Source organism: Hansschlegelia zhihuaiae, assembly GCF_004103825.1.
In the GTDB taxonomy this organism is placed as follows: domain Bacteria; phylum Pseudomonadota; class Alphaproteobacteria; order Rhizobiales; family Methylopilaceae; genus Methylopila; species Methylopila zhihuaiae.
On sequence record NZ_RYFI01000014.1, the window covers coordinates 99,093 to 114,342 of the forward strand.

General features: G+C 71.4%; 28 protein-coding genes and 1 pseudogene. 15 read left to right on the forward strand and 14 right to left on the reverse strand.

The window, feature by feature from the left end; all coding sequences use genetic code 11:
• The 14 genes from EK403_RS14810 to EK403_RS14880 form a co-directional block, all read right to left on the reverse strand.
• Positions 1–540, reverse strand: a complete 540-nt coding sequence (locus EK403_RS14810; RefSeq protein WP_128778245.1) for a hypothetical protein — start codon at positions 538–540, stop codon at positions 1–3.
• Complete coding sequence (locus EK403_RS14815; protein WP_128778246.1) at positions 537–722, reverse strand: hypothetical protein; 186 nt, start codon at positions 720–722, stop codon at positions 537–539. Before EK403_RS14815 ends, EK403_RS14810 begins: the two co-directional genes overlap by 4 nt.
• A 4-nt stretch (positions 723–726) precedes the next feature.
• Complete coding sequence (locus EK403_RS14820) at positions 727–1,062, reverse strand: hypothetical protein (RefSeq protein ID WP_128778247.1); 336 nt, start codon at positions 1,060–1,062, stop codon at positions 727–729.
• Positions 1,059–2,963, reverse strand: a complete 1,905-nt coding sequence (locus EK403_RS22730; protein ID WP_206659554.1) for a DUF6745 domain-containing protein — start codon at positions 2,961–2,963, stop codon at positions 1,059–1,061. Before EK403_RS22730 ends, EK403_RS14820 begins: the two co-directional genes overlap by 4 nt.
• A 61-nt stretch (positions 2,964–3,024) precedes the next feature.
• The gene (locus EK403_RS14835) at positions 3,025–3,528 is read right to left on the reverse strand and encodes a hypothetical protein (protein ID WP_128778248.1); all 504 of its coding nucleotides are present in this window, start codon (positions 3,526–3,528) and stop codon (positions 3,025–3,027) included.
• 53 nt (positions 3,529–3,581) lie between these two features.
• Positions 3,582–4,538, reverse strand: coding sequence for a DUF2303 family protein (locus EK403_RS14840; protein WP_128778249.1), 957 nt, complete (start codon positions 4,536–4,538; stop codon positions 3,582–3,584).
• Positions 4,539–4,579: 41 nt separating this feature from the next.
• Positions 4,580–4,933: a hypothetical protein gene (locus EK403_RS14845; RefSeq protein WP_128778250.1), complete on the reverse strand. Its 354-nt coding sequence runs from the start codon at positions 4,931–4,933 to the stop codon at positions 4,580–4,582.
• A 3-nt stretch (positions 4,934–4,936) separates the two neighbouring features.
• Entirely contained in the window at positions 4,937–5,188 is a 252-nt protein-coding gene (locus tag EK403_RS14850) for a hypothetical protein (RefSeq protein WP_128778251.1), read from the reverse strand.
• The gene (locus tag EK403_RS14855) at positions 5,185–5,724 is read right to left on the reverse strand and encodes a cupin domain-containing protein (protein ID WP_128778252.1); all 540 of its coding nucleotides are present in this window, start codon (positions 5,722–5,724) and stop codon (positions 5,185–5,187) included. The genes EK403_RS14850 and EK403_RS14855 overlap by 4 nt, the downstream gene beginning before the upstream one ends.
• Entirely contained in the window at positions 5,721–5,963 is a 243-nt protein-coding gene (locus EK403_RS14860; RefSeq protein ID WP_128778253.1) for a hypothetical protein, read from the reverse strand. The genes EK403_RS14855 and EK403_RS14860 overlap by 4 nt, the downstream gene beginning before the upstream one ends.
• Positions 5,953–6,201 carry a hypothetical protein gene (locus EK403_RS14865; protein ID WP_128778254.1) on the reverse strand — a complete coding sequence of 83 codons (249 nt, stop codon included), beginning with the start codon at positions 6,199–6,201 and terminating at the stop codon, positions 5,953–5,955. Before EK403_RS14865 ends, EK403_RS14860 begins: the two co-directional genes overlap by 11 nt.
• A gap of 3 nt (positions 6,202–6,204) precedes the next feature.
• Entirely contained in the window at positions 6,205–6,417 is a 213-nt protein-coding gene (locus EK403_RS14870; protein ID WP_128778255.1) for a hypothetical protein, read from the reverse strand.
• A 78-nt stretch (positions 6,418–6,495) separates the two neighbouring features.
• Positions 6,496–6,816 carry a zinc ribbon domain-containing protein gene (locus tag EK403_RS14875; RefSeq protein WP_128778256.1) on the reverse strand — a complete coding sequence of 107 codons (321 nt, stop codon included), beginning with the start codon at positions 6,814–6,816 and terminating at the stop codon, positions 6,496–6,498.
• 3 nt (positions 6,817–6,819) lie between these two features.
• Positions 6,820–7,545, reverse strand: a complete 726-nt coding sequence (locus EK403_RS14880; protein ID WP_164919614.1) for a S24 family peptidase — start codon at positions 7,543–7,545, stop codon at positions 6,820–6,822.
• Between the two features lie 87 nt (positions 7,546–7,632).
• Here EK403_RS14880 and EK403_RS14885 point away from each other — a divergent pair, with 87 nt between their 5' ends.
• From EK403_RS14885 to EK403_RS22415, 15 genes and pseudogenes are all read left to right on the forward strand, one after another.
• The gene (locus EK403_RS14885) at positions 7,633–7,914 is read left to right on the forward strand and encodes a hypothetical protein (protein WP_128778258.1); all 282 of its coding nucleotides are present in this window, start codon (positions 7,633–7,635) and stop codon (positions 7,912–7,914) included.
• A 32-nt stretch (positions 7,915–7,946) separates the two neighbouring features.
• Positions 7,947–8,336, forward strand: a complete 390-nt coding sequence (locus tag EK403_RS14890) for a hypothetical protein (protein WP_128778259.1) — start codon at positions 7,947–7,949, stop codon at positions 8,334–8,336.
• On the forward strand, positions 8,333–8,803 hold the full coding sequence (locus EK403_RS14895; protein WP_128778260.1) for a phage regulatory CII family protein: 471 nt from the start codon (positions 8,333–8,335) through the stop codon (positions 8,801–8,803). The genes EK403_RS14890 and EK403_RS14895 overlap by 4 nt, the downstream gene beginning before the upstream one ends.
• Complete coding sequence (locus EK403_RS14900; protein ID WP_128778261.1) at positions 8,800–9,249, forward strand: hypothetical protein; 450 nt, start codon at positions 8,800–8,802, stop codon at positions 9,247–9,249. The genes EK403_RS14895 and EK403_RS14900 overlap by 4 nt, the downstream gene beginning before the upstream one ends.
• Positions 9,246–9,806, forward strand: a complete 561-nt coding sequence (locus tag EK403_RS14905) for a hypothetical protein (protein WP_128778262.1) — start codon at positions 9,246–9,248, stop codon at positions 9,804–9,806. Before EK403_RS14900 ends, EK403_RS14905 begins: the two co-directional genes overlap by 4 nt.
• A gap of 697 nt (positions 9,807–10,503) precedes the next feature.
• Positions 10,504–10,860 carry a DUF4326 domain-containing protein gene (locus tag EK403_RS14915; RefSeq protein ID WP_128778264.1) on the forward strand — a complete coding sequence of 119 codons (357 nt, stop codon included), beginning with the start codon at positions 10,504–10,506 and terminating at the stop codon, positions 10,858–10,860.
• A complete protein-coding gene (locus EK403_RS14920) occupies positions 10,857–11,048 on the forward strand; it encodes a hypothetical protein (protein WP_128778265.1) in 192 nt (63 codons plus the stop codon). Before EK403_RS14915 ends, EK403_RS14920 begins: the two co-directional genes overlap by 4 nt.
• The gene (locus tag EK403_RS14925) at positions 11,045–11,359 is read left to right on the forward strand and encodes a hypothetical protein (RefSeq protein WP_128778266.1); all 315 of its coding nucleotides are present in this window, start codon (positions 11,045–11,047) and stop codon (positions 11,357–11,359) included. Before EK403_RS14920 ends, EK403_RS14925 begins: the two co-directional genes overlap by 4 nt.
• A complete protein-coding gene (locus EK403_RS14930; protein ID WP_128778267.1) occupies positions 11,356–12,198 on the forward strand; it encodes a phosphoadenosine phosphosulfate reductase domain-containing protein in 843 nt (280 codons plus the stop codon). Before EK403_RS14925 ends, EK403_RS14930 begins: the two co-directional genes overlap by 4 nt.
• The gene (locus EK403_RS14935) at positions 12,195–12,887 is read left to right on the forward strand and encodes a hypothetical protein (protein ID WP_128778268.1); all 693 of its coding nucleotides are present in this window, start codon (positions 12,195–12,197) and stop codon (positions 12,885–12,887) included. The genes EK403_RS14930 and EK403_RS14935 overlap by 4 nt, the downstream gene beginning before the upstream one ends.
• On the forward strand, positions 12,884–13,768 hold the full coding sequence (locus EK403_RS14940) for a DNA adenine methylase (protein ID WP_128778269.1): 885 nt from the start codon (positions 12,884–12,886) through the stop codon (positions 13,766–13,768). Before EK403_RS14935 ends, EK403_RS14940 begins: the two co-directional genes overlap by 4 nt.
• On the forward strand, positions 13,765–14,295 hold the full coding sequence (locus EK403_RS14945; RefSeq protein WP_128778270.1) for a hypothetical protein: 531 nt from the start codon (positions 13,765–13,767) through the stop codon (positions 14,293–14,295). The genes EK403_RS14940 and EK403_RS14945 overlap by 4 nt, the downstream gene beginning before the upstream one ends.
• Positions 14,292–14,486, forward strand: a complete 195-nt coding sequence (locus tag EK403_RS14950; RefSeq protein WP_128778271.1) for a hypothetical protein — start codon at positions 14,292–14,294, stop codon at positions 14,484–14,486. The genes EK403_RS14945 and EK403_RS14950 overlap by 4 nt, the downstream gene beginning before the upstream one ends.
• Positions 14,483–14,860: a hypothetical protein gene (locus tag EK403_RS14955; protein ID WP_128778272.1), complete on the forward strand. Its 378-nt coding sequence runs from the start codon at positions 14,483–14,485 to the stop codon at positions 14,858–14,860. The genes EK403_RS14950 and EK403_RS14955 overlap by 4 nt, the downstream gene beginning before the upstream one ends.
• Positions 14,857–15,250, forward strand: a pseudogene (locus EK403_RS22415) (helix-turn-helix domain-containing protein); the annotation flags it as partial. The gene EK403_RS14955 and the pseudogene EK403_RS22415, both read left to right, overlap by 4 nt.

A 15,250-nucleotide genomic window follows, 5' to 3' on the forward strand; every position in this document is an offset into this window, starting at 1 on the left:
TCAGACCTCGACGAAGTCGAACGGCGCTCGGACGCCGGCGTTGAATGTCTCGGCGGCTTTCAGCGCCCGCTCGATCCGATTCCGTGCGGCGCCGCCGTCGCTCGTGAGAAGCGAGCCGAGCGCGACCTGCGCGCCGCTGCCGCAGGCGTCGAAGCCGTGCGAGCTCTCGCCGACCTGATAGTCGTCAGCGATGTGGAATAGCCGGCCCTCATAGCCGACCAGGAAGGATCCCCCGGCCTCCTGCTCTTTCTCTTTCAGCGCGTAGCCTGCGGCCTTGAAGGCGGCGCGGACGGCGTCGACAAACTCCGTCACCATGAACCGCATCACGTCCGTCTCGGGCCGCCGCGCCGGCGGCGTGAAGCCATAGGCGAGCACTTGGCCCATGCGGAACGACGTCGTGAAGCCCATGGCGAAGGGGCCGTTGACGAAGACTTTGCGATCCTCCCGGACCGTGAGGCTGTAGTTGCCGGTGTCGACGCCGGCTCGATCGCCGCCGATGATCACCCGGCCCGCATGCCGGAGTCCCACGATGCAGGTCATCGCCGGGCGCTCCTCGGTTCGCGGCAGCGCCATTGGCCGGCCGCCCTCGCCGGGTCGCCGTCGGCCCATTCGCTGACGATCGTCGGGGCCTCGGCGAGGCACTGGAACAGGCTCGCGGTCGGGGTCGCGATGATCTCCGTGCGGCAGACGCCGAGCGCGCAGACGAGGACGACGATCTGCATGGCTTCAGCCCCGCTCCTCGCCATAGACGGCCGCGCGGAAGCCGCCGAAGAACCCCGTGGCGCGCGACGTCGCGAGCCCGATATGGACGTCGTAGGAGAACTGCTCGATCTCGGCGTCGAGCCGCCGCAGGACCTTCAGATCGCTCGGCTTGACGTCGTCGGACGGGAACAGCGGCGCGCTCGCCAATCGATAGAAGCTCGCCGCCCCGGCGTAGAAGGCCCAGCGCGCCTCGCACTGCCGCGCGACGGGCGCGTCGTCCGGCAGGACTTTCCGCCGGAACTCGTCCCAGGCGTCGTCGAGCGGCCCGGGAACCGGAGAGCGCAGCGCGACCGCGGTCACGTGCGCACCGCCTCGCGGTAGCGCTTCGGCGCGATGCCGTAGCTGTTGGCGATCGCCTCATGCGGCGTCTCGCCCGGCATGGCGCCGAGGATGAAGCGCCGCCTCGTCCCGTCGGGCTCGAGCGAGCCGTTCAGCACCTCGACGACGCGGATCTCCTCGCCGCCCACATCGGCGCTCATCAGCCGGCGGAGATGGCCGTTGCCGTCGTGGTCCTCGGCGAGGGTCAGGGCGTTGCGCTCGTGGAAATAGCGGTCGAAGCCGTAGACCTCGAGCATGATGCGGCGGAGCTCGGCGTTCGGCTCGGCGTCGATCACGTCGGGGCTGAGCCTCGCCCTGTCGGCGATGATCCACTCATGGCTCACCGGCAGGCGGTAGCCGTGCCAGTGATAGATCCGGAAGCCGTCGGCCCAAAGATGCGACGGACCGTCGTCGCAATGCGGCCGGCGCGCCTCGTCGACCTTCAGGACGCGCGGCCGGTCCGAGACGATGCAGAAATCGGGATGCACCCAGCGGAAGCCGCCATGGATCGCGGACGCCTCATAGTGCCGCCACTTGTCGTAGATGGGCAGGTCGAGCTTCGCGACATGGCGGAAGAAGGACAGATAGGCGCAATAGGCCGACCACATATTGCCGCCCTGGTAGAAGCGCCAGGCGCTCTGCGCGCAGCTCAGCATCAGCGGCGCGAGGCTCGGATTGATCTGGCGCGCGAGCGCCACAGCCCAACTCGCCGCGTAGGTCGCCGCGTAGGTCGCCGCGCTGGTCGCCTCGATGGTCGCCGCGCTGGTCGCCGCGTCGGTCGCCGCGCTGGTCGCCGCGTCGGTCGCCGCGCTGGTCGCCTCGATGGTCGCCGCGCTGGTCGCCGCGTAGGTCGCCGCGCTGGTCGCCGCGCTGGTCGCCGCGTGGGTCGCCGCGTCGGTCGCCGCGTAGGTCGCCGCGCTGGTCGCCGCGTCGGTCGCCGCGTCGGTCGCCGCGCTGGTCGCCGCGTAGGTCGCCGCGCTGGTCGCCGCGTAGGTCGCCGCGCTGGTCGCCGCGTCGGTCGCCGCGCTGGTCGCCGCGTCGGTCGCCGCGCTGGTCGCCGCGTCGGTCGCCGCGCTGGTCGCCGCGTCGGTCGCCGCGCTGGTCGCCGCGTCGGTCGCCGCGCTGGTCGCCGCGTCGGTCGCCGCGCTGGTCGCCGCGTCGGTCGCCGCGCTGGTCGCCGCGTCGGTCGCCGCGCTGGTCGCCGCGTCGGTCGCCGCGCTGGTCGCCGCGTCGGTCGCCGCGCTGGTCGCCGCGTCGGTCGCCGCGCTGGTCGCCGCGTCGGTCGCCGCGCTGGTCGCCGCGTCGGTCGCCGCGCTGGTCGCCGCGTCGGTCGCCGCGCTGGTCGCCGCGTCGGTCGCCGCGCTGGTCGCCGCGTCGGTCGCCGCGCTGGTCGCCGCGTCGGTCGCCGCGCTGGTCGCCGCGTCGGTCGCCGCGCTGGTCGCCGCGTCGGTCGCCGCGCTGGTCGCCGCGTCGGTCGCCGCGCTGGTCGCCGCGTCGGTCGCCGCGCTGGTCGCCGCGTCGGTCGCCGCGCTGGTCGCCGCGTCGGTCGCCGCGCTGGTCGCCGCGTCGGTCGCCGCGCTGGTCGCCGCGTCGGTCGCCGCGCTGGTCGCCGCGTCGGTCGCCGCGTAGGTCTTGCGATCGTGCCAGATCGCGGCCGCGAAGCCGGCTGCGATCTGGCCGACCAACGGCGACGGCACAAAGACGATGTTCCTGGGCGGCGCGAGGTCGGCCGCCTGATACATCCCGACGATCGCCGCGCGCATCTCGGCGCGGTCCTCGTCGTCCATCGGCTTGGTGGACATCGCGTTGGCGATCCAGCGCTGCGCCCAAGGGCCGAGCTGCGCCCGATGCTCGTCTGTCAGTCTGTAAAGCTCTCTCGTCATCACGGCCTCCTGTCGGGTCTCCTCCGCTGCCGGCCCGCATCGGGGCCGGCAGAAGAAGAGATCAGTCGGCGACCCGGCGCTCTTCCGCGCCCGCGCTCTCGACCTGGCGGCCGATATAATAGGAGCCGACCGGCAGCCGGACGCCGTCATGCTCTTCATGGGTGACGGTCATCGGTCCGTGCTCGACCACGAGGAAGCCGACGCAGAGGTCGGAGCGGGTGAGCACGCCCTTGCGCACCATGGCGTCGGCCGCGGCGCGGTCGCGATACATGCGCGCGGTCGGAACAGCGATGCGGCCGGCGAGCGCGTCGGCCATCAGGCCTTCGGCGACCTTGCTGGTGCGCATCGAAGGGCGGGTCGCCGCCTCGCCCTCGGGGCGCTCCATGAGCGCGATCGCGTGGTGATGGCCGGTGACCTCGCCCTCCTGCAGGATGATGCGGCCGGCGACGGGCGCGATCTCGTCGGTCCGCGCGATCGCGATCCCGGCCGGCACCGGGACAATCGCGACGTCGCCCTGGAAGGCCTGTCCGGCCGACGGATCGAAGTCTCGGATCTTGGGGGTCATGACAGTGTCCTTTGATGGGTTGGGGGCGATCGACGGCGGCGCCGGCGGCCGCGCTAGAGCCCGCCTTCGCGGTTTCCGGCCTCGTCGACGCCCTCGAAGGCCGGCAGGCCGGTGCCGCCCACGACCTTCTCGAGGTCGTTCTGGACCTGCTCGCGCAGCCAGAACTCCCAGCGATAGAGCTGGTAGAACCAGAGGATGTCGCTGCCCTTCACGCGGTAGCGGAGCCGGGCGGGGATGCGGACCTTCTCGCCGTCGACGAAGGCCTGGACCGACACGATGAAGGCGCCGGGGATGACCACCTTCTTGCCCTTGGCGTCGGTGTGTTCCTCGACGAACTCGATGCTCTGCTCGCCGGACTGCAGGCGGGTCTTGTTCTTGACCTTCTGCCCGACGAAGATCTCGAGCTCGCGGGACAGCGAGATGATGTCGGTCGGCGATCCGACCTTCTCCTTGAACAGCAGCTCGTATTCCTGCGACTCGCCCTCGAAGGGCGAGGCGAGCTCCGCGGCGTGCTCCTCGAGGAAAGCGGCGAACTCGGCCTGCGGCATCGCCATGCCGCTGTTCGCGATCCACGCCGTCATCTCGTCGGTGATCGGGAACTGATACCGGACGCGGTGACGGCCATGCGCCGGCTCGTGGTTCAGCCCGTGATAGTCCACGACGCCGGTCAGCTTCAGGTTCGGCCATTTGGTCTGGGCGAAGATCGCGCTGTCGTCGCCCTTGTGGCGGTTCATCAGCTCGATGAAGGAGGCGAGCGTGGTGACGGTCGCGACGCCCTGGCGGGCGTGGGGCTGCTGGCGGAACTCCTCGATCGAGGATTTCAGCGAGACGACCGCGCCGCTGCGGGAGTTGAACAGCACCGGCACGGCCGGAGGCAGGCCGTCTCCGAGGCCCCCGGTCGGGATGCTCAGCACCTGCGCCTCCGCGGCCTTGCGGGCGAGATCGGCGATAGCTTCGACCGCCGAGGCGGTCTTCGGGAGGTCGTCGGGCAGTTCCGAGCGCTGCGCCATCTGGCGGTCCTTTCGGCTTCGGGAGGGAAGAGACGCGCCGGTCAGGCGCGGTCGGTCGCAGGCTCGGAGCGCGCAGGGCGGACCTCGCGCGGCTCGAGCATGTCCAGCTGGTTCGGGTGCTGGGTCGAGAGGCCGTCCTCGACGATCCAGAACGGCGTCGAGCCGAAGCTCTGCCCCTCGGGCAGCTTCGACGCGATCTTCGGCGTGACGTTGGTCAGGCCTTTCTTGGACACGATCTCCAGGGTGATCGTGATCGTGGCTTTGCCCTCGCCCTTGGGCTGGTCGGACAGGGTCTGGAGGCTCTTGGTCAGATGCTCGTTGCAGGCGTGGGCGAAATCGCCCCGCTCGATAAGCCCGAGCAGTTGCAGCAGATTGTGGATCGGACGGGCGGACATTGGTCAGGCTCCGTGGCTGTGGAAGCGCGCTCGCGCTTCGGTGAAGGCCGCGGCCGCCGCGGCGGGCGAAAGGCCGAGCCGGGCGAACAGCGCCTCGGCCTCGAAAGGATGGTCGCGCGCCCAGCCGCGGATGAGCGGGCTGCAGTCGGGGGCGGGAGGCCGCCGCGGCTCTCCTGTCCGCCAGCCTCCCTGCGCCAGCGGCCGGCTGGGCCTTCCGCCGGCGTCCTCGCAGACGAACAGAGCGAGCGCGCTCATGGCCGGACCTCCTGATCCTCGCCGCAGCCCTGCGTCAGGCCGAGCTCGTCACGGGCGTTGAAGTTGGTGTGGGGAATCCAGCCGCGCGGGCAGTGAAAGCCCCAGAGCCGGGTGATCCGTCCGGTGACGAACAGCGTCCAGCACGGCCGCGGATCGAGGATCTCGAGTCGGTGCGCGGCGGTCGCGCCGCGCAGCACGACGTCGCCGGGCCGCCGTTCGGCCGGCGGTTGGCCGTGGCGGTGCTCGAGATAGCCGCCCGCCAGCACGATCGACATGTTGGCCCACGGATGGTCGTGCAGCGCGCGGTCGTCGTCGGAGCGGTGGATCGTGTGCAGATAGACGTTGAACCAGCGGTTCCGCGGGATCACCCACCAGCGCTCGAGATAGGGCTCCTCGCCCGCCGGCAGACGCGAGCCGGGCCTGGCGTAGTCGGTCGCGGTGCGCACGCCGATCGTGACGTCCGGCCGTCGCCGCGCGGCGACGCTGCCGATCAGCGCGTCGCAAAGCCAGCCGACGATGAAGCGAGGCAGCCTCACGACGCGCGCTCCATGCCGGTCTCGCCGCTGGGCTGGCGCTCGCCGCCCAACTCCTTCCCGCCAAAGTAGCCGGCGACGCCGGCGTGCCGCTCCGTGCCCTCGCAACAGGAGACCACGCCGATCCCGCGGCATTCGTCGCAGACCAGCCAGGACGCGACCCCGACCACGCCCTGAGCGACGCGGATCGGAGTCGCCGGGATCATCACGCGGCCGGTCCCGGCGCAGGGCTCACAGCGCATGGGCGGCCTCCGGGGTCGCAAGATCGGCCTCGTGCGGCAGGCCGAGCGCGTCCTCGACGATCCGCACCTGGGCGGCGATGAAGCGCCGGAAACGCGGATGCGGGTCGCGCAGCGCCTGGTCGAGGCCGATCAGCAGGCGGATGGCGGCGGCCCGCTCGCCATGGCGCGCCAGCACGACGGCCGCGACGCGCGCCTCGGAGACCAGCGCGACCTTGGAGAGCAAGGAGCGGCCGGCCATGGCTCAGTGCGCCTGGGCGTGCTCGAGGCGGCGCACGCGGGCGCGGGCCTCCTCGCCATGGGCGGCGAGCTCGGCGGAGGTGAAGCCCTCGCGCTTGAGGTCGTCCTCGGTGACGCAGTCCTGCCGGGCGCGCAGCCCTCGCAGGGACTCGGTCATGGCGTCCAGCGTCGAGACCTGGCGGACGCGGCGGCGGGGAGTACGGGTCGTGCAGAGCATGTCGGCCTCCGTGGGTGACGGAGGCAGAGGCTAAGTCGGAGATTTCCGACTGTCAATCCATTTGTCGGAGATTTCCGACTAGCGGTCTTCCCAGAGCGCCTTGGCGCGCGGCGCCTGCGTTGGGGGAAGGGCCGGCGGCGGCAAGTCTCGGCCGCAATGTTTGCAGACGATCGCTTCGGGGCGGATGAACTCGGCGCAGAAGGGGCAGCGGCGCAGGCCCTCCCGCTCGCGCTCGGCGTCGATCATCTCCCGGTTCGGCCGCATGATCAGCGCGTGCGGGAGGGCGACGATCAGGATCATCGCACCGTAGAACCACCAGAGGCCAAAACTCCGGCCCTTCGACCGTGCGATCGCCGCCGGGATGAGCCCGAGCAGCGCGGCAAGGATCAGGAGCTCCATCGCTCAGCCTTTCGAGAACGGCAGCGCGCCCATGCCGGCCGTCCTCTTGGCGAAGTCCCGCTGTCGGCGCGCCGCCGCGGCGCGCAGCGCGCGTTCATGCTCCAGCACCTGCTTGCCCGGCACGATCAGATAGATCTCGCCGATCCAGTCGAGCCGCGCGGCCTCGATCGTGCGGGCGTTGTGACTCTCGAGATTGTAGGTTCCCGGTGTTGGTCCGCGGAGCAGGGTCTTGACGTAGCGCTTGCCGTCGCGCGTGCGGACCACGACCTCTTCGCCGAGATAGGCCTTGGCGTCCATCCGCTGATCCTTCCAGACCAGCAGCACGTCGCGGTCGCGAAAGCGGGGCAGCATCGAGTCGCCACGGACCTGCAGGCCCACGACGCCGTCCGGCACCGCGAAGGCGAGCTCGACCTGGTCCAGCCCCTCGGGCGGCACCTGCTCGTGCTCGGGCATGACCTCCGACCCGGCGCCCACATAGCCCATGATCGGCACGATCGCGTGCGGGATCTCGGGCGTGACCTTTTCGCCCTCGCCGGTGGCGAGCCAGCCAGCCGTCGTCTCCAGGCCGATCGCGAGTTTTTCGAGGTTCGCGCCGCGGACCGACTGCTTCTTGCCATTCAGGATGTCGTTGATGAAGTTGCGCTCAAGGCCGCCGACTCTCGCGGCCTCAAAAGGGTTGAGTCCGGTTTCAGCGAGGCGCTGCGCGACACGGTCGGGGAAGCTCGACATGTCGGAATAATCCGACGGCCGGCTTTCCGACGCGAGACGGAGGTTTCCGATTGACGCAGTCGGAAATCTCCGACTAACCTCGGCGCCATGGAAGCCGATCTGAGCGCTCATCTGAGGACATGCGCCTCCGCTTTCGCGGAGGCCAAGGGCGTCGAGCTGGTCACCGTGGCGCGCCGCGCCTGCGGCGACTGGCGGTTTTTCGACCGGCTCGAAACGGGCGCGAGCTTCACGATCCGCAAATATGACGACGCGATGGCGTGGTTCTCGGACAACTGGCCCGAGGGTCTTGCCTGGCCCGTCGGCGTGCCGCGGCCCGCCAGGGCGGCGCCGCAGCCTGACGAAGCCGCCGAAGCCGAGGCCGCGGCGTGATCCCCCGCGCGCAGCTCGCCGCGGAGCGGCGCATGCTGGCGGGCTTCCTGCCGGCGGCCGAGTTCCGTGATCCGCCCGAGGCGCCGCTCGTCCGCGCGCGGCGGATGTGGCGGGAGCGGCGCTCGATCGCGCTGATCGCGGTCTGCACGGGGCTCGAGCCCCACGAGATCCGGGAGGCGTGCCGCGACATCGCGCGGCCCGCCATCCCAAACCGCTTGGACGGCCGCGTCCGGCTGTCCGAGGCGCCGCAAGGCGCAGCGCATGCCCTCCTGGGCGTTTCCTCCCTCACTTGCGGGCGGGGCTCCGGCCCCGCCCGTCCTTTCCCCGACCGTCACCCGCGCATCCCCCTCGACGTCACGCCGCCGGTTCTGGCGCCGGGCGCCGCGCGCGTCACTGAGCAAGCCGGGGGCGTTTGCGCATGAGCGCGGCGCGCCAGCTCCCGGAACGGGACTATCTCGCGCTGAAGGCCGCGACCCGCGAGCTCGTCAAGCGCTGCGGCGGGCAGGAGGCGGCGGCGCGCGCGACCCGGGTCAACCACCAGTCGCTGTCGCGCTACGGCTCGCTTGAGGACGCGCAGAACTTCTCGCCCGTCGACGTGATCGCCGACCTCGAGGCCGAGATCGGCGAGCCGATCGTGACGCGCGAGCTCGCGAGCCTGGCGGGCCGCACGCTGGCCGACGTCGCGTCCGGAGACGCGATGGCGCCGGCGCTCCGCCTGGTCCGGCTGATCAAGGAGACCGGCGAGGTGAAGTCGGCGCTGGCCGAGGCACTGGCCGACGGCCGGATCGACGAGGCCGAGCGCCTGACGATTCGGCGCGAGGCCCGCGAGGCGATCGCCGAGCTCGAGCGGCTGATCCACGCGCTCGGCGCGGAGGAGGGGCGGCCATGAGCGGGTTTCCGGAACGCGGGCCGCGCCTTCCGAAGGCGCTCGCCGACCTGCTCGGGCGGGAGCATGCTACGGGGAAGGGCTTCGAAGGGTTCAGCGCCGTCGTCGCCCGCCTCGCGGACGAGGACGTGCTGGCCGCCCTGACGCCGCATCAGGCCAGCCATATTCGGATGATGCGCCTCGTCCTTGTCGCCTTCGTCGAGGGCGGCAACGCCGAAGTGTCCGACCACGGGCGCACTCCCCTCGAGGCTCTTGTGGCGGTCTGCGACGCCGTTGCGACCGGTCTCGCCTCGCTGATCTCCGAACTCTCCGCCGACGGGGACGGACGGATCAACGCCAAGGCCATGCGCGAGCTGCGCAAGATCGCCGAGGGCCGGATTTCCGAGACGCTTCGACTCAATCTCCGAGAGTTTCAGCGGTCCTGCGACGCGACGGAGGTCCTGCAGTGAACCCGCGGCCCGCCCGTCGCAGCTGCGGCGACCGCGGCCCCGAGGCCAGCCGCCTCGCGGCGGCGTTGCGGGAGCGGTTCCCGACCCATCTCGCGCTGCGCGACTTCGGCGTGACGTCGGGCGTCGGCTACACGGTCGCGGAGCGCGCGCTCGAAGGCAGGCCGATCGCCGCGCTCGACCATCTGCGCATCTGCGCGGCGCTCGGGCTCGACCCGGCGACGCTGGAGCCGCCGTCCGCCGACGCGCCGCGCTTCGGCGGCGCGATCCTGTGGGTCACGTTCGGGGCGGCGCTGACCGTCGCGCGACATCTGAAGGGCCACGACCAGCGGACGGCCGCCATGGAGGCCAGCGTCTCGCTCGCCACGGTGAGCCGCGCCGAGCACGGCCGCGCGCTCGGGGCCGCGATCTATCTGCGGCTCTGCGCCTATGCCGGCAAACATCCGCATTTCTGGACCGTGACGCCCGAGAGGGCCGAGGCCGTGGCGCGGCTGGCGACGTCGGCTCCGGCCCCTGAGCCTGCTGCGGCGCGCGATTGTTTCACGGGGGACATGCCGTGAAACATGTTGATCCAAAACAGGTTTTGGCTTCGGCCGTGCCGGGCGTACGCGCCCCGGCCTTCATCACCTTCACGGGCGTCGACGCCAAGACGTCCATCGACGGCATGGCCGACCTCGCGCGGCGTTATCCGGTCGAGTTCGGCGTCCTGCTCAGCCCGCGCCGGCAGGGGCGGGAGGCGCGATATCCCGACGGCGAGACGCTGTCGCGCCTGTGGTGGAGCGGCCTGAGGCTCTCGGCGCATCTCTGCGGCGACCATTCGCGGGACGTGATGGCGGGCCGCGACGCGGGGCTTCCCGTCGATCTCGGCTTCTGCCGGCGTTTCCAGGTGAACAGCGCCGAGCCCGACGCGGACCGCATCGTCTATTTCGCGGATGGCTGGGGCGTTCGCCCGATCGCGCAGGCGCGTGGCGAGGCCTTCCCGGCCGACGACCGGCTCGACTGGCTTTACGACCCGCGCGGCGGCCGCGGGGCGCGGCCCGAGCGCTGGCCGCCGCATCCCGGGGGCGACCGCATGGTCGGCTACGCCGGCGGGATTGGTCCGGACAATGTCGCGGCGATCCTCACCGAGATCGGCGCGACGGGACCCTACTGGATCGACATGGAGTCGGGCGTCCGCAGCGGCGGGGGGGGCNACCGGTTCGATCTCCGTAAGGCCGAGGCGGTGTGCCGGGCGGTCTATGGCGATCGGGGGCGGGCGTGAGCGCGCCGGTCCGCGTTCAGCTCAGTCGCGCCGCCGGCTGGCGGATGCCCGACAACACGGTGAAGGTCGACCGCTCGACGCAGTGGGGCAACCCGTTCGTCGTCGGCAAGACCTATCCGGCGGTCGAAGGCGACCTCGGCGGTTCGCTCTGCGGCGAGGCGAAGATCGAGACCGCGGGCTGTGCTGTCGCCGCTTTCCGGGCATGGGCCGAAGATGAGAGCGCGCCGCTTGGCGACCTCACGCCTCTCCGCGGCAAGAACCTCGCCTGCTGGTGCGCGCCGGGAGAGCCCTGCCACGCCGACGTGCTGCTGGAGATCGCGAACCGGCCGGTCTGCGAACAGGTGACGCCGTGAGCCGGCTGTTCCGCCGCCTGGTCTGGCTGCTGGCCTCGGCGATCCTCGCGGTCAACGCCGCCCTGTCGGTCGAGGGCTGGTGGCTGGCCAAGCCGACATCGCTCTACGCGACGTTCTGCGCCGTCCTGTTCTCGGGCTTCGCGATCCTCCTGAGTTTCCTGCTGATGCGCTTTCGGGGGCGGATTTGAGCGCCTCTGTAGACCAGCTGGCCGGTGCGCTCGGGGCCGCACGGGCCGCACATGAGAAGCGCCCGGACAATCTGCGTCTCGAAAGCGCGTTCCACGCCGCGCGGGCGGCCTTCCTCGAGGCGACGCTGAAGGAGCGCGAGGAGGAGCTGCGGATCGAGCGCCGCCGGATGGCGGGTCTTCGCGCCGAGCTCGCGCGCCTCACCCGCGACTTCAAGGCCCGCGCCGCGGCGCTGATCCGCAAGGCACGGCCCGAACCGCGCCGCCGCGGCGAGGATCTTGGCGCGCCTCTGTTCGAAAGGGTCGGGGAATGAGCGCACCGCATCCTGCCTTCCGGATCGAAGGCCCAGCGCGCGTCAGTTTCAGCGGCGGCCGAACTTCGGCGTTCATGCTGCACGAGATCCTGCGCGCGCATGGGGGCTCGCTGCCCGACGATATCGTCGTCGTCTTTGCGAACACCGGTAAGGAACTGCCCGAGACGCTGCGCTTCGTGCACGAATGCGCGACGCGCTGGAACGTGCGGGTGCGGTGGGTCGAATGGCGGCGCGGCAAGCCGGGCTTCGAAGAGGTCGGCTTCAACAGCGCCAGTCGGGACGGCCAGCCATTCGCTGACCTCATGGCGTGGAAGCAGCGCACGCCGAACTGGACGGAGCGATGGTGCACGTCGTTCCTGAAGGTGCTGCCGATGCACGCGCTGATGCGCGAGCTCGGCTACGGCGAGCCTGGCGCGTATGTCGAGACGATCGGCCTGAGAGACGACGAGGGCCTTCGCATCATTCGGGGAAGGGTGCGCGCCGATCGAGAGGGCCGGCAGGTCGCCTATCCACTCGCCCGCGCCAAGGTGACGAAAGCTGACGTGCTGCGCTTTTGGGCCGGTCAGCCCTTCGATCTCGGACTGGAGCCATGGGAAGGCAATTGCGACCTGTGCTTTGCAACCGGGCGCGGCGTTCGGCTTGCCCGGCTGCGCCGTCGCCCTGAGATTGCCCGATGGTGGGCGGTTGAGGAAGCCAAATACGGCTTTTTCGATCGGCGCGACCGCGTGCCGAGCCTCATGGCTGAGGCTCATCGCTCGCCCGACATGCTGGAGCCCGCAAGCGACGAATTCGACGTCGAGTGCGGTGATGGCTGCGGATATGCCGAGGCCGCGGAATGAGCGCGCCGTCCGGTTTCCTCTCCGTCGCGCAAGGGCGGCGCTCGCCGCCGGACGCGCTCGACTTCTTTCCGACGCCGCCTTGGGCGACGCGGGCGCTGGTCGAGCATGTGCTGAAGCCCTTCTATGGCGAAGCGCTGATCAGGGCCGCGCGAGTCGTCGATCCGTGCTGCGGCGAAGGCCACATGATCGCGACGCTGGCCGAGGCGTTCGGCGAAGCGGTCGGAACCGACGTGTTCGACTATGGCCGCGGCTTTGCGGTGCGCGACGCGCTCGACGCCGGCCGGTTCGACGACGAGCTCGACAGCTTTGTGGTCACGAACCCGCCGTTCAACTTGGCGCTCAAGATCGCGCTGGCAGCGCTGGCGCGCGAGACGCCCGTCCGCTGCCTCGCGCTGCTCGTCCGGTCGAACTGGCTCGAGGGCGCCGAGCGGTTCGCGCGGCTGTTCTCCACGCATCCGCCGGTAGTCGTCGCGCCCTTCGTCGAGCGCGTTCCGATGGTGAAGGGGCGCTACGACCCGGCCGCCTCGACGGCGACGGCCTATAGCTGGATCGTCTGGATCCGGCCGCACAGCGGACCGCCGCGGCTCGTCTTCATCCCGCCCTGCCGGGTCGCGCTCGAGCGGCGCGAGGACGCCCGCCGCTGGTGCGCGGAGGCCGAGGCGCCGCTGTTCGCCGGAGCGGCGACATGAGCGCGCCCGCTCGTCCCGCGCTGCGCTGGCATGGCGGCAAATGGCTGCTCGCGCCGTGGATCATCGCGCATCTGCCGCCGCACCGGATCTACGTGGAGCCATTCGGCGGCGCGGGGTCGGTGCTGCTGCGCAAGACCCGCGCCTATGCGGAGATCTGGAACGACCTCGACGACGAGGTCGTCGGGCTGTTCCGGGTGCTGCGCGATCCGATCGCTGCCGGCGAGCTCGAGCGGCGTTTGCGGCTGACGCCTTTCGCCCGCGCCGAATTCCGCGATGCCTATGACGCGACGGACGAGCCGATCGAACGCGCCCGCCGGCTCGTCATCCGCGCCTTCATGGGGTTCGGGTCGAACGCTCATGCGAGCCAAGCCAAGGGGCATCGCTCGACCGGCTTCCGGTCGAACTCCTCGCGGTCCGGCACGACGCCGGCGACCGACTGGGCGAACTATCCTGACGCGCTCGCCGGCATGGTGGCGCGCCTCTCGCAGGTCGTCATCGAATGCCGCGACGCGCGCGAACTGATGGCGCAGCACGACGCTCCGTCGAGGCTATTCTATGTCGACCCGCCCTATCTCCCGGAGACGCGGGCGCAGGGCAATCCCTACGATTTCCGATGGCGGATGTATCGCCACGAGCTGACGCGCGACGACCACGCCGCGCTGCTGCAGCAGCTCGGCGCGCTGGCCGGCATGGTCGTGCTCTCCGGCTATCCCAGCGACCTCTATGACCAGCAGCTCGGCGACTGGCGGCGGATCGAGCGCGCCGCCCATGCCGACGGCGCGCGCGATCGGACTGAAGTGCTCTGGATCAATCCGACTGCCGCCGCGGCGCTCGACCGCGCGCGCGGCGCGGGGACGCTGTTCGCGGAGGCCGCGGAATGACGCGCCTCGGTCAGACCCCTTACTACAGATTGGCGGCGCCGGAGTCGCTCGAGGACGCGCAGCGCAGGGCGGCCGAGCGCCGCGCGCGGCTCGGCGCCGCCGCGCCGGCGGCCCCGCAGGCCGATGATGGCGCAGCGCGCAAGGCGCTCGCCGAGGCGCAGGCGCGGGCCGAGCGGCTGGAGCGCAAGGTCGTTGAGCTCGAGGCTGCGCTTGCGGCCCGGCCGCCTGTCGCCGACGCCGCCGCCCGTATGGCGGCGACGCGACATGCGGCGCAGCTCGAGGCCCAGCTCGCTGCGGCGAACGCGCTCTGGGCGCGTGAAAAGGCCGCTGACGCCGCCGAGATCGAGCGGCTGTCGGGTGAGCTCGCCAAGGCGAGGGACGTCGAGACCTCGATCGCCGAGGCGGTGACGGCGCGCGTGCTGGTCGCCCTGGCCGGCATGCAGGGGAGCGCACCGCCGAACCGCGCTGCGCCGGGCGCGCCGGCCGAGAAGCCAAAATTCCTTTGGAAGAACTGGGGCGCAAGATGACCCGTCGTTCCGCGCCTCCCGCCCAGCGGTCGCCGTCCGAGCCCATGATCGAGCGCGGCGCGGTGACGTTCCGCAGCCTTCATCCGCCGCGGCGCAGCTGGGTGGACAATGTGCCGCCGCCGCTGACGCTCGACGACTACATCACGATCTCGGTCGCGCGGGTGCGCTGGGCGGAGGGGCAGTGCCCATGACGCTGCTCGAAGAGCCGCGCACGCGCGAGGAGATGGCGGCGCGCCATCGCGCGGCGCGCGACCGCATGGAGCGTGCCGGACGGCGGCATGTCGCGGAGCGGCGCGTCCCGCCGTTTGCGCGCATGAACGCCGCCGGCGGGCCTTACGCGCCGGAGGACGTGCTGGACCTCGTCGCGGGCGCGCTGGCTGGCGGGCGGTCCGATCCTCAGTTCCGGGCCGCGGGCGCCTATTGGCTGTTCGGCTTCACCGATCTCGCGCCGCTTTGCGTCGCGCAGGCGCTCGGGCTCCGCGGGACGACCGAAGCGGTCGACCTGATGCGCGCTTATGCGCGGATGAGCGGGCTGCCGGCCATCGATCTTCGGGGGGAGACATGAGCGCGGGACCGAGGCTTTCAATCATTCCCGCAGGCGCCGTGACCGACGGGCGGCTGGAGGGGCGCGACCTGCAGGTGCTTGCGCTGCTCGGCACGCACACCAACCGCAAGGGCTGGTGCTGCCGCAGCCAGGTGGCGATGGCGCGTCAGATCGGCTGCGCGCGCTCGACGCTGCAGGCCTGCCTCGCCCGGCTGCTCGACGCCGGCTGGATCGAATGGCGGGCGCTGACGGCGCAGCATGGCGGCGATCGGGCGCATGAATATCGCGTGGTGCTGGACGGCGAGGATCGCGCGCCGCCGTCGCCCCCTGACGACGGCGTTGACGAGGCCGAATCCCGAGAGGAAGAGGCCCTGACCCCTGCCGACCTGTCGGCAGGGGGTGCCGACAGGT

What these genes read in the sequence shown, in the direction of transcription:
- EK403_RS14810 (WP_128778245.1), bottom strand. Translation starts at nt 540, where the DNA reads ATGACCTGCATCGTGGGACTCCGGCATGCGGGCCGGGTGATCATCGGC.
- EK403_RS14815 (WP_128778246.1), bottom strand. Translation starts at nt 722, where the DNA reads ATGCAGATCGTCGTCCTCGTCTGCGCGCTCGGCGTCTGCCGCACGGAG.
- EK403_RS22730 (WP_206659554.1), bottom strand. Translation starts at nt 2,963, where the DNA reads ATGACGAGAGAGCTTTACAGACTGACAGACGAGCATCGGGCGCAGCTC.
- EK403_RS14835 (WP_128778248.1), bottom strand. Translation starts at nt 3,528, where the DNA reads ATGACCCCCAAGATCCGAGACTTCGATCCGTCGGCCGGACAGGCCTTC.
- EK403_RS14840 (WP_128778249.1), bottom strand. Translation starts at nt 4,538, where the DNA reads ATGGCGCAGCGCTCGGAACTGCCCGACGACCTCCCGAAGACCGCCTCG.
- EK403_RS14845 (WP_128778250.1), bottom strand. Translation starts at nt 4,933, where the DNA reads ATGTCCGCCCGTCCGATCCACAATCTGCTGCAACTGCTCGGGCTTATC.
- EK403_RS14850 (WP_128778251.1), bottom strand. Translation starts at nt 5,188, where the DNA reads ATGAGCGCGCTCGCTCTGTTCGTCTGCGAGGACGCCGGCGGAAGGCCC.
- EK403_RS14860 (WP_128778253.1), bottom strand. Translation starts at nt 5,963, where the DNA reads ATGCGCTGTGAGCCCTGCGCCGGGACCGGCCGCGTGATGATCCCGGCG.
- EK403_RS14865 (WP_128778254.1), bottom strand. Translation starts at nt 6,201, where the DNA reads ATGGCCGGCCGCTCCTTGCTCTCCAAGGTCGCGCTGGTCTCCGAGGCG.
- EK403_RS14870 (WP_128778255.1), bottom strand. Translation starts at nt 6,417, where the DNA reads ATGCTCTGCACGACCCGTACTCCCCGCCGCCGCGTCCGCCAGGTCTCG.
- EK403_RS14875 (WP_128778256.1), bottom strand. Translation starts at nt 6,816, where the DNA reads ATGGAGCTCCTGATCCTTGCCGCGCTGCTCGGGCTCATCCCGGCGGCG.
- EK403_RS14880 (WP_164919614.1), bottom strand. Translation starts at nt 7,545, where the DNA reads ATGTCGAGCTTCCCCGACCGTGTCGCGCAGCGCCTCGCTGAAACCGGA.
- EK403_RS14885 (WP_128778258.1), top strand. Translation starts at nt 7,633, where the DNA reads ATGGAAGCCGATCTGAGCGCTCATCTGAGGACATGCGCCTCCGCTTTC.
- EK403_RS14890 (WP_128778259.1), top strand. Translation starts at nt 7,947, where the DNA reads ATGCTGGCGGGCTTCCTGCCGGCGGCCGAGTTCCGTGATCCGCCCGAG.
- EK403_RS14895 (WP_128778260.1), top strand. Translation starts at nt 8,333, where the DNA reads ATGAGCGCGGCGCGCCAGCTCCCGGAACGGGACTATCTCGCGCTGAAG.
- EK403_RS14900 (WP_128778261.1), top strand. Translation starts at nt 8,800, where the DNA reads ATGAGCGGGTTTCCGGAACGCGGGCCGCGCCTTCCGAAGGCGCTCGCC.
- EK403_RS14930 (WP_128778267.1), top strand. Translation starts at nt 11,356, where the DNA reads ATGAGCGCACCGCATCCTGCCTTCCGGATCGAAGGCCCAGCGCGCGTC.
- EK403_RS14935 (WP_128778268.1), top strand. Translation starts at nt 12,195, where the DNA reads ATGAGCGCGCCGTCCGGTTTCCTCTCCGTCGCGCAAGGGCGGCGCTCG.
- EK403_RS14940 (WP_128778269.1), top strand. Translation starts at nt 12,884, where the DNA reads ATGAGCGCGCCCGCTCGTCCCGCGCTGCGCTGGCATGGCGGCAAATGG.
- EK403_RS14945 (WP_128778270.1), top strand. Translation starts at nt 13,765, where the DNA reads ATGACGCGCCTCGGTCAGACCCCTTACTACAGATTGGCGGCGCCGGAG.
- EK403_RS14950 (WP_128778271.1), top strand. Translation starts at nt 14,292, where the DNA reads ATGACCCGTCGTTCCGCGCCTCCCGCCCAGCGGTCGCCGTCCGAGCCC.
- EK403_RS14955 (WP_128778272.1), top strand. Translation starts at nt 14,483, where the DNA reads ATGACGCTGCTCGAAGAGCCGCGCACGCGCGAGGAGATGGCGGCGCGC.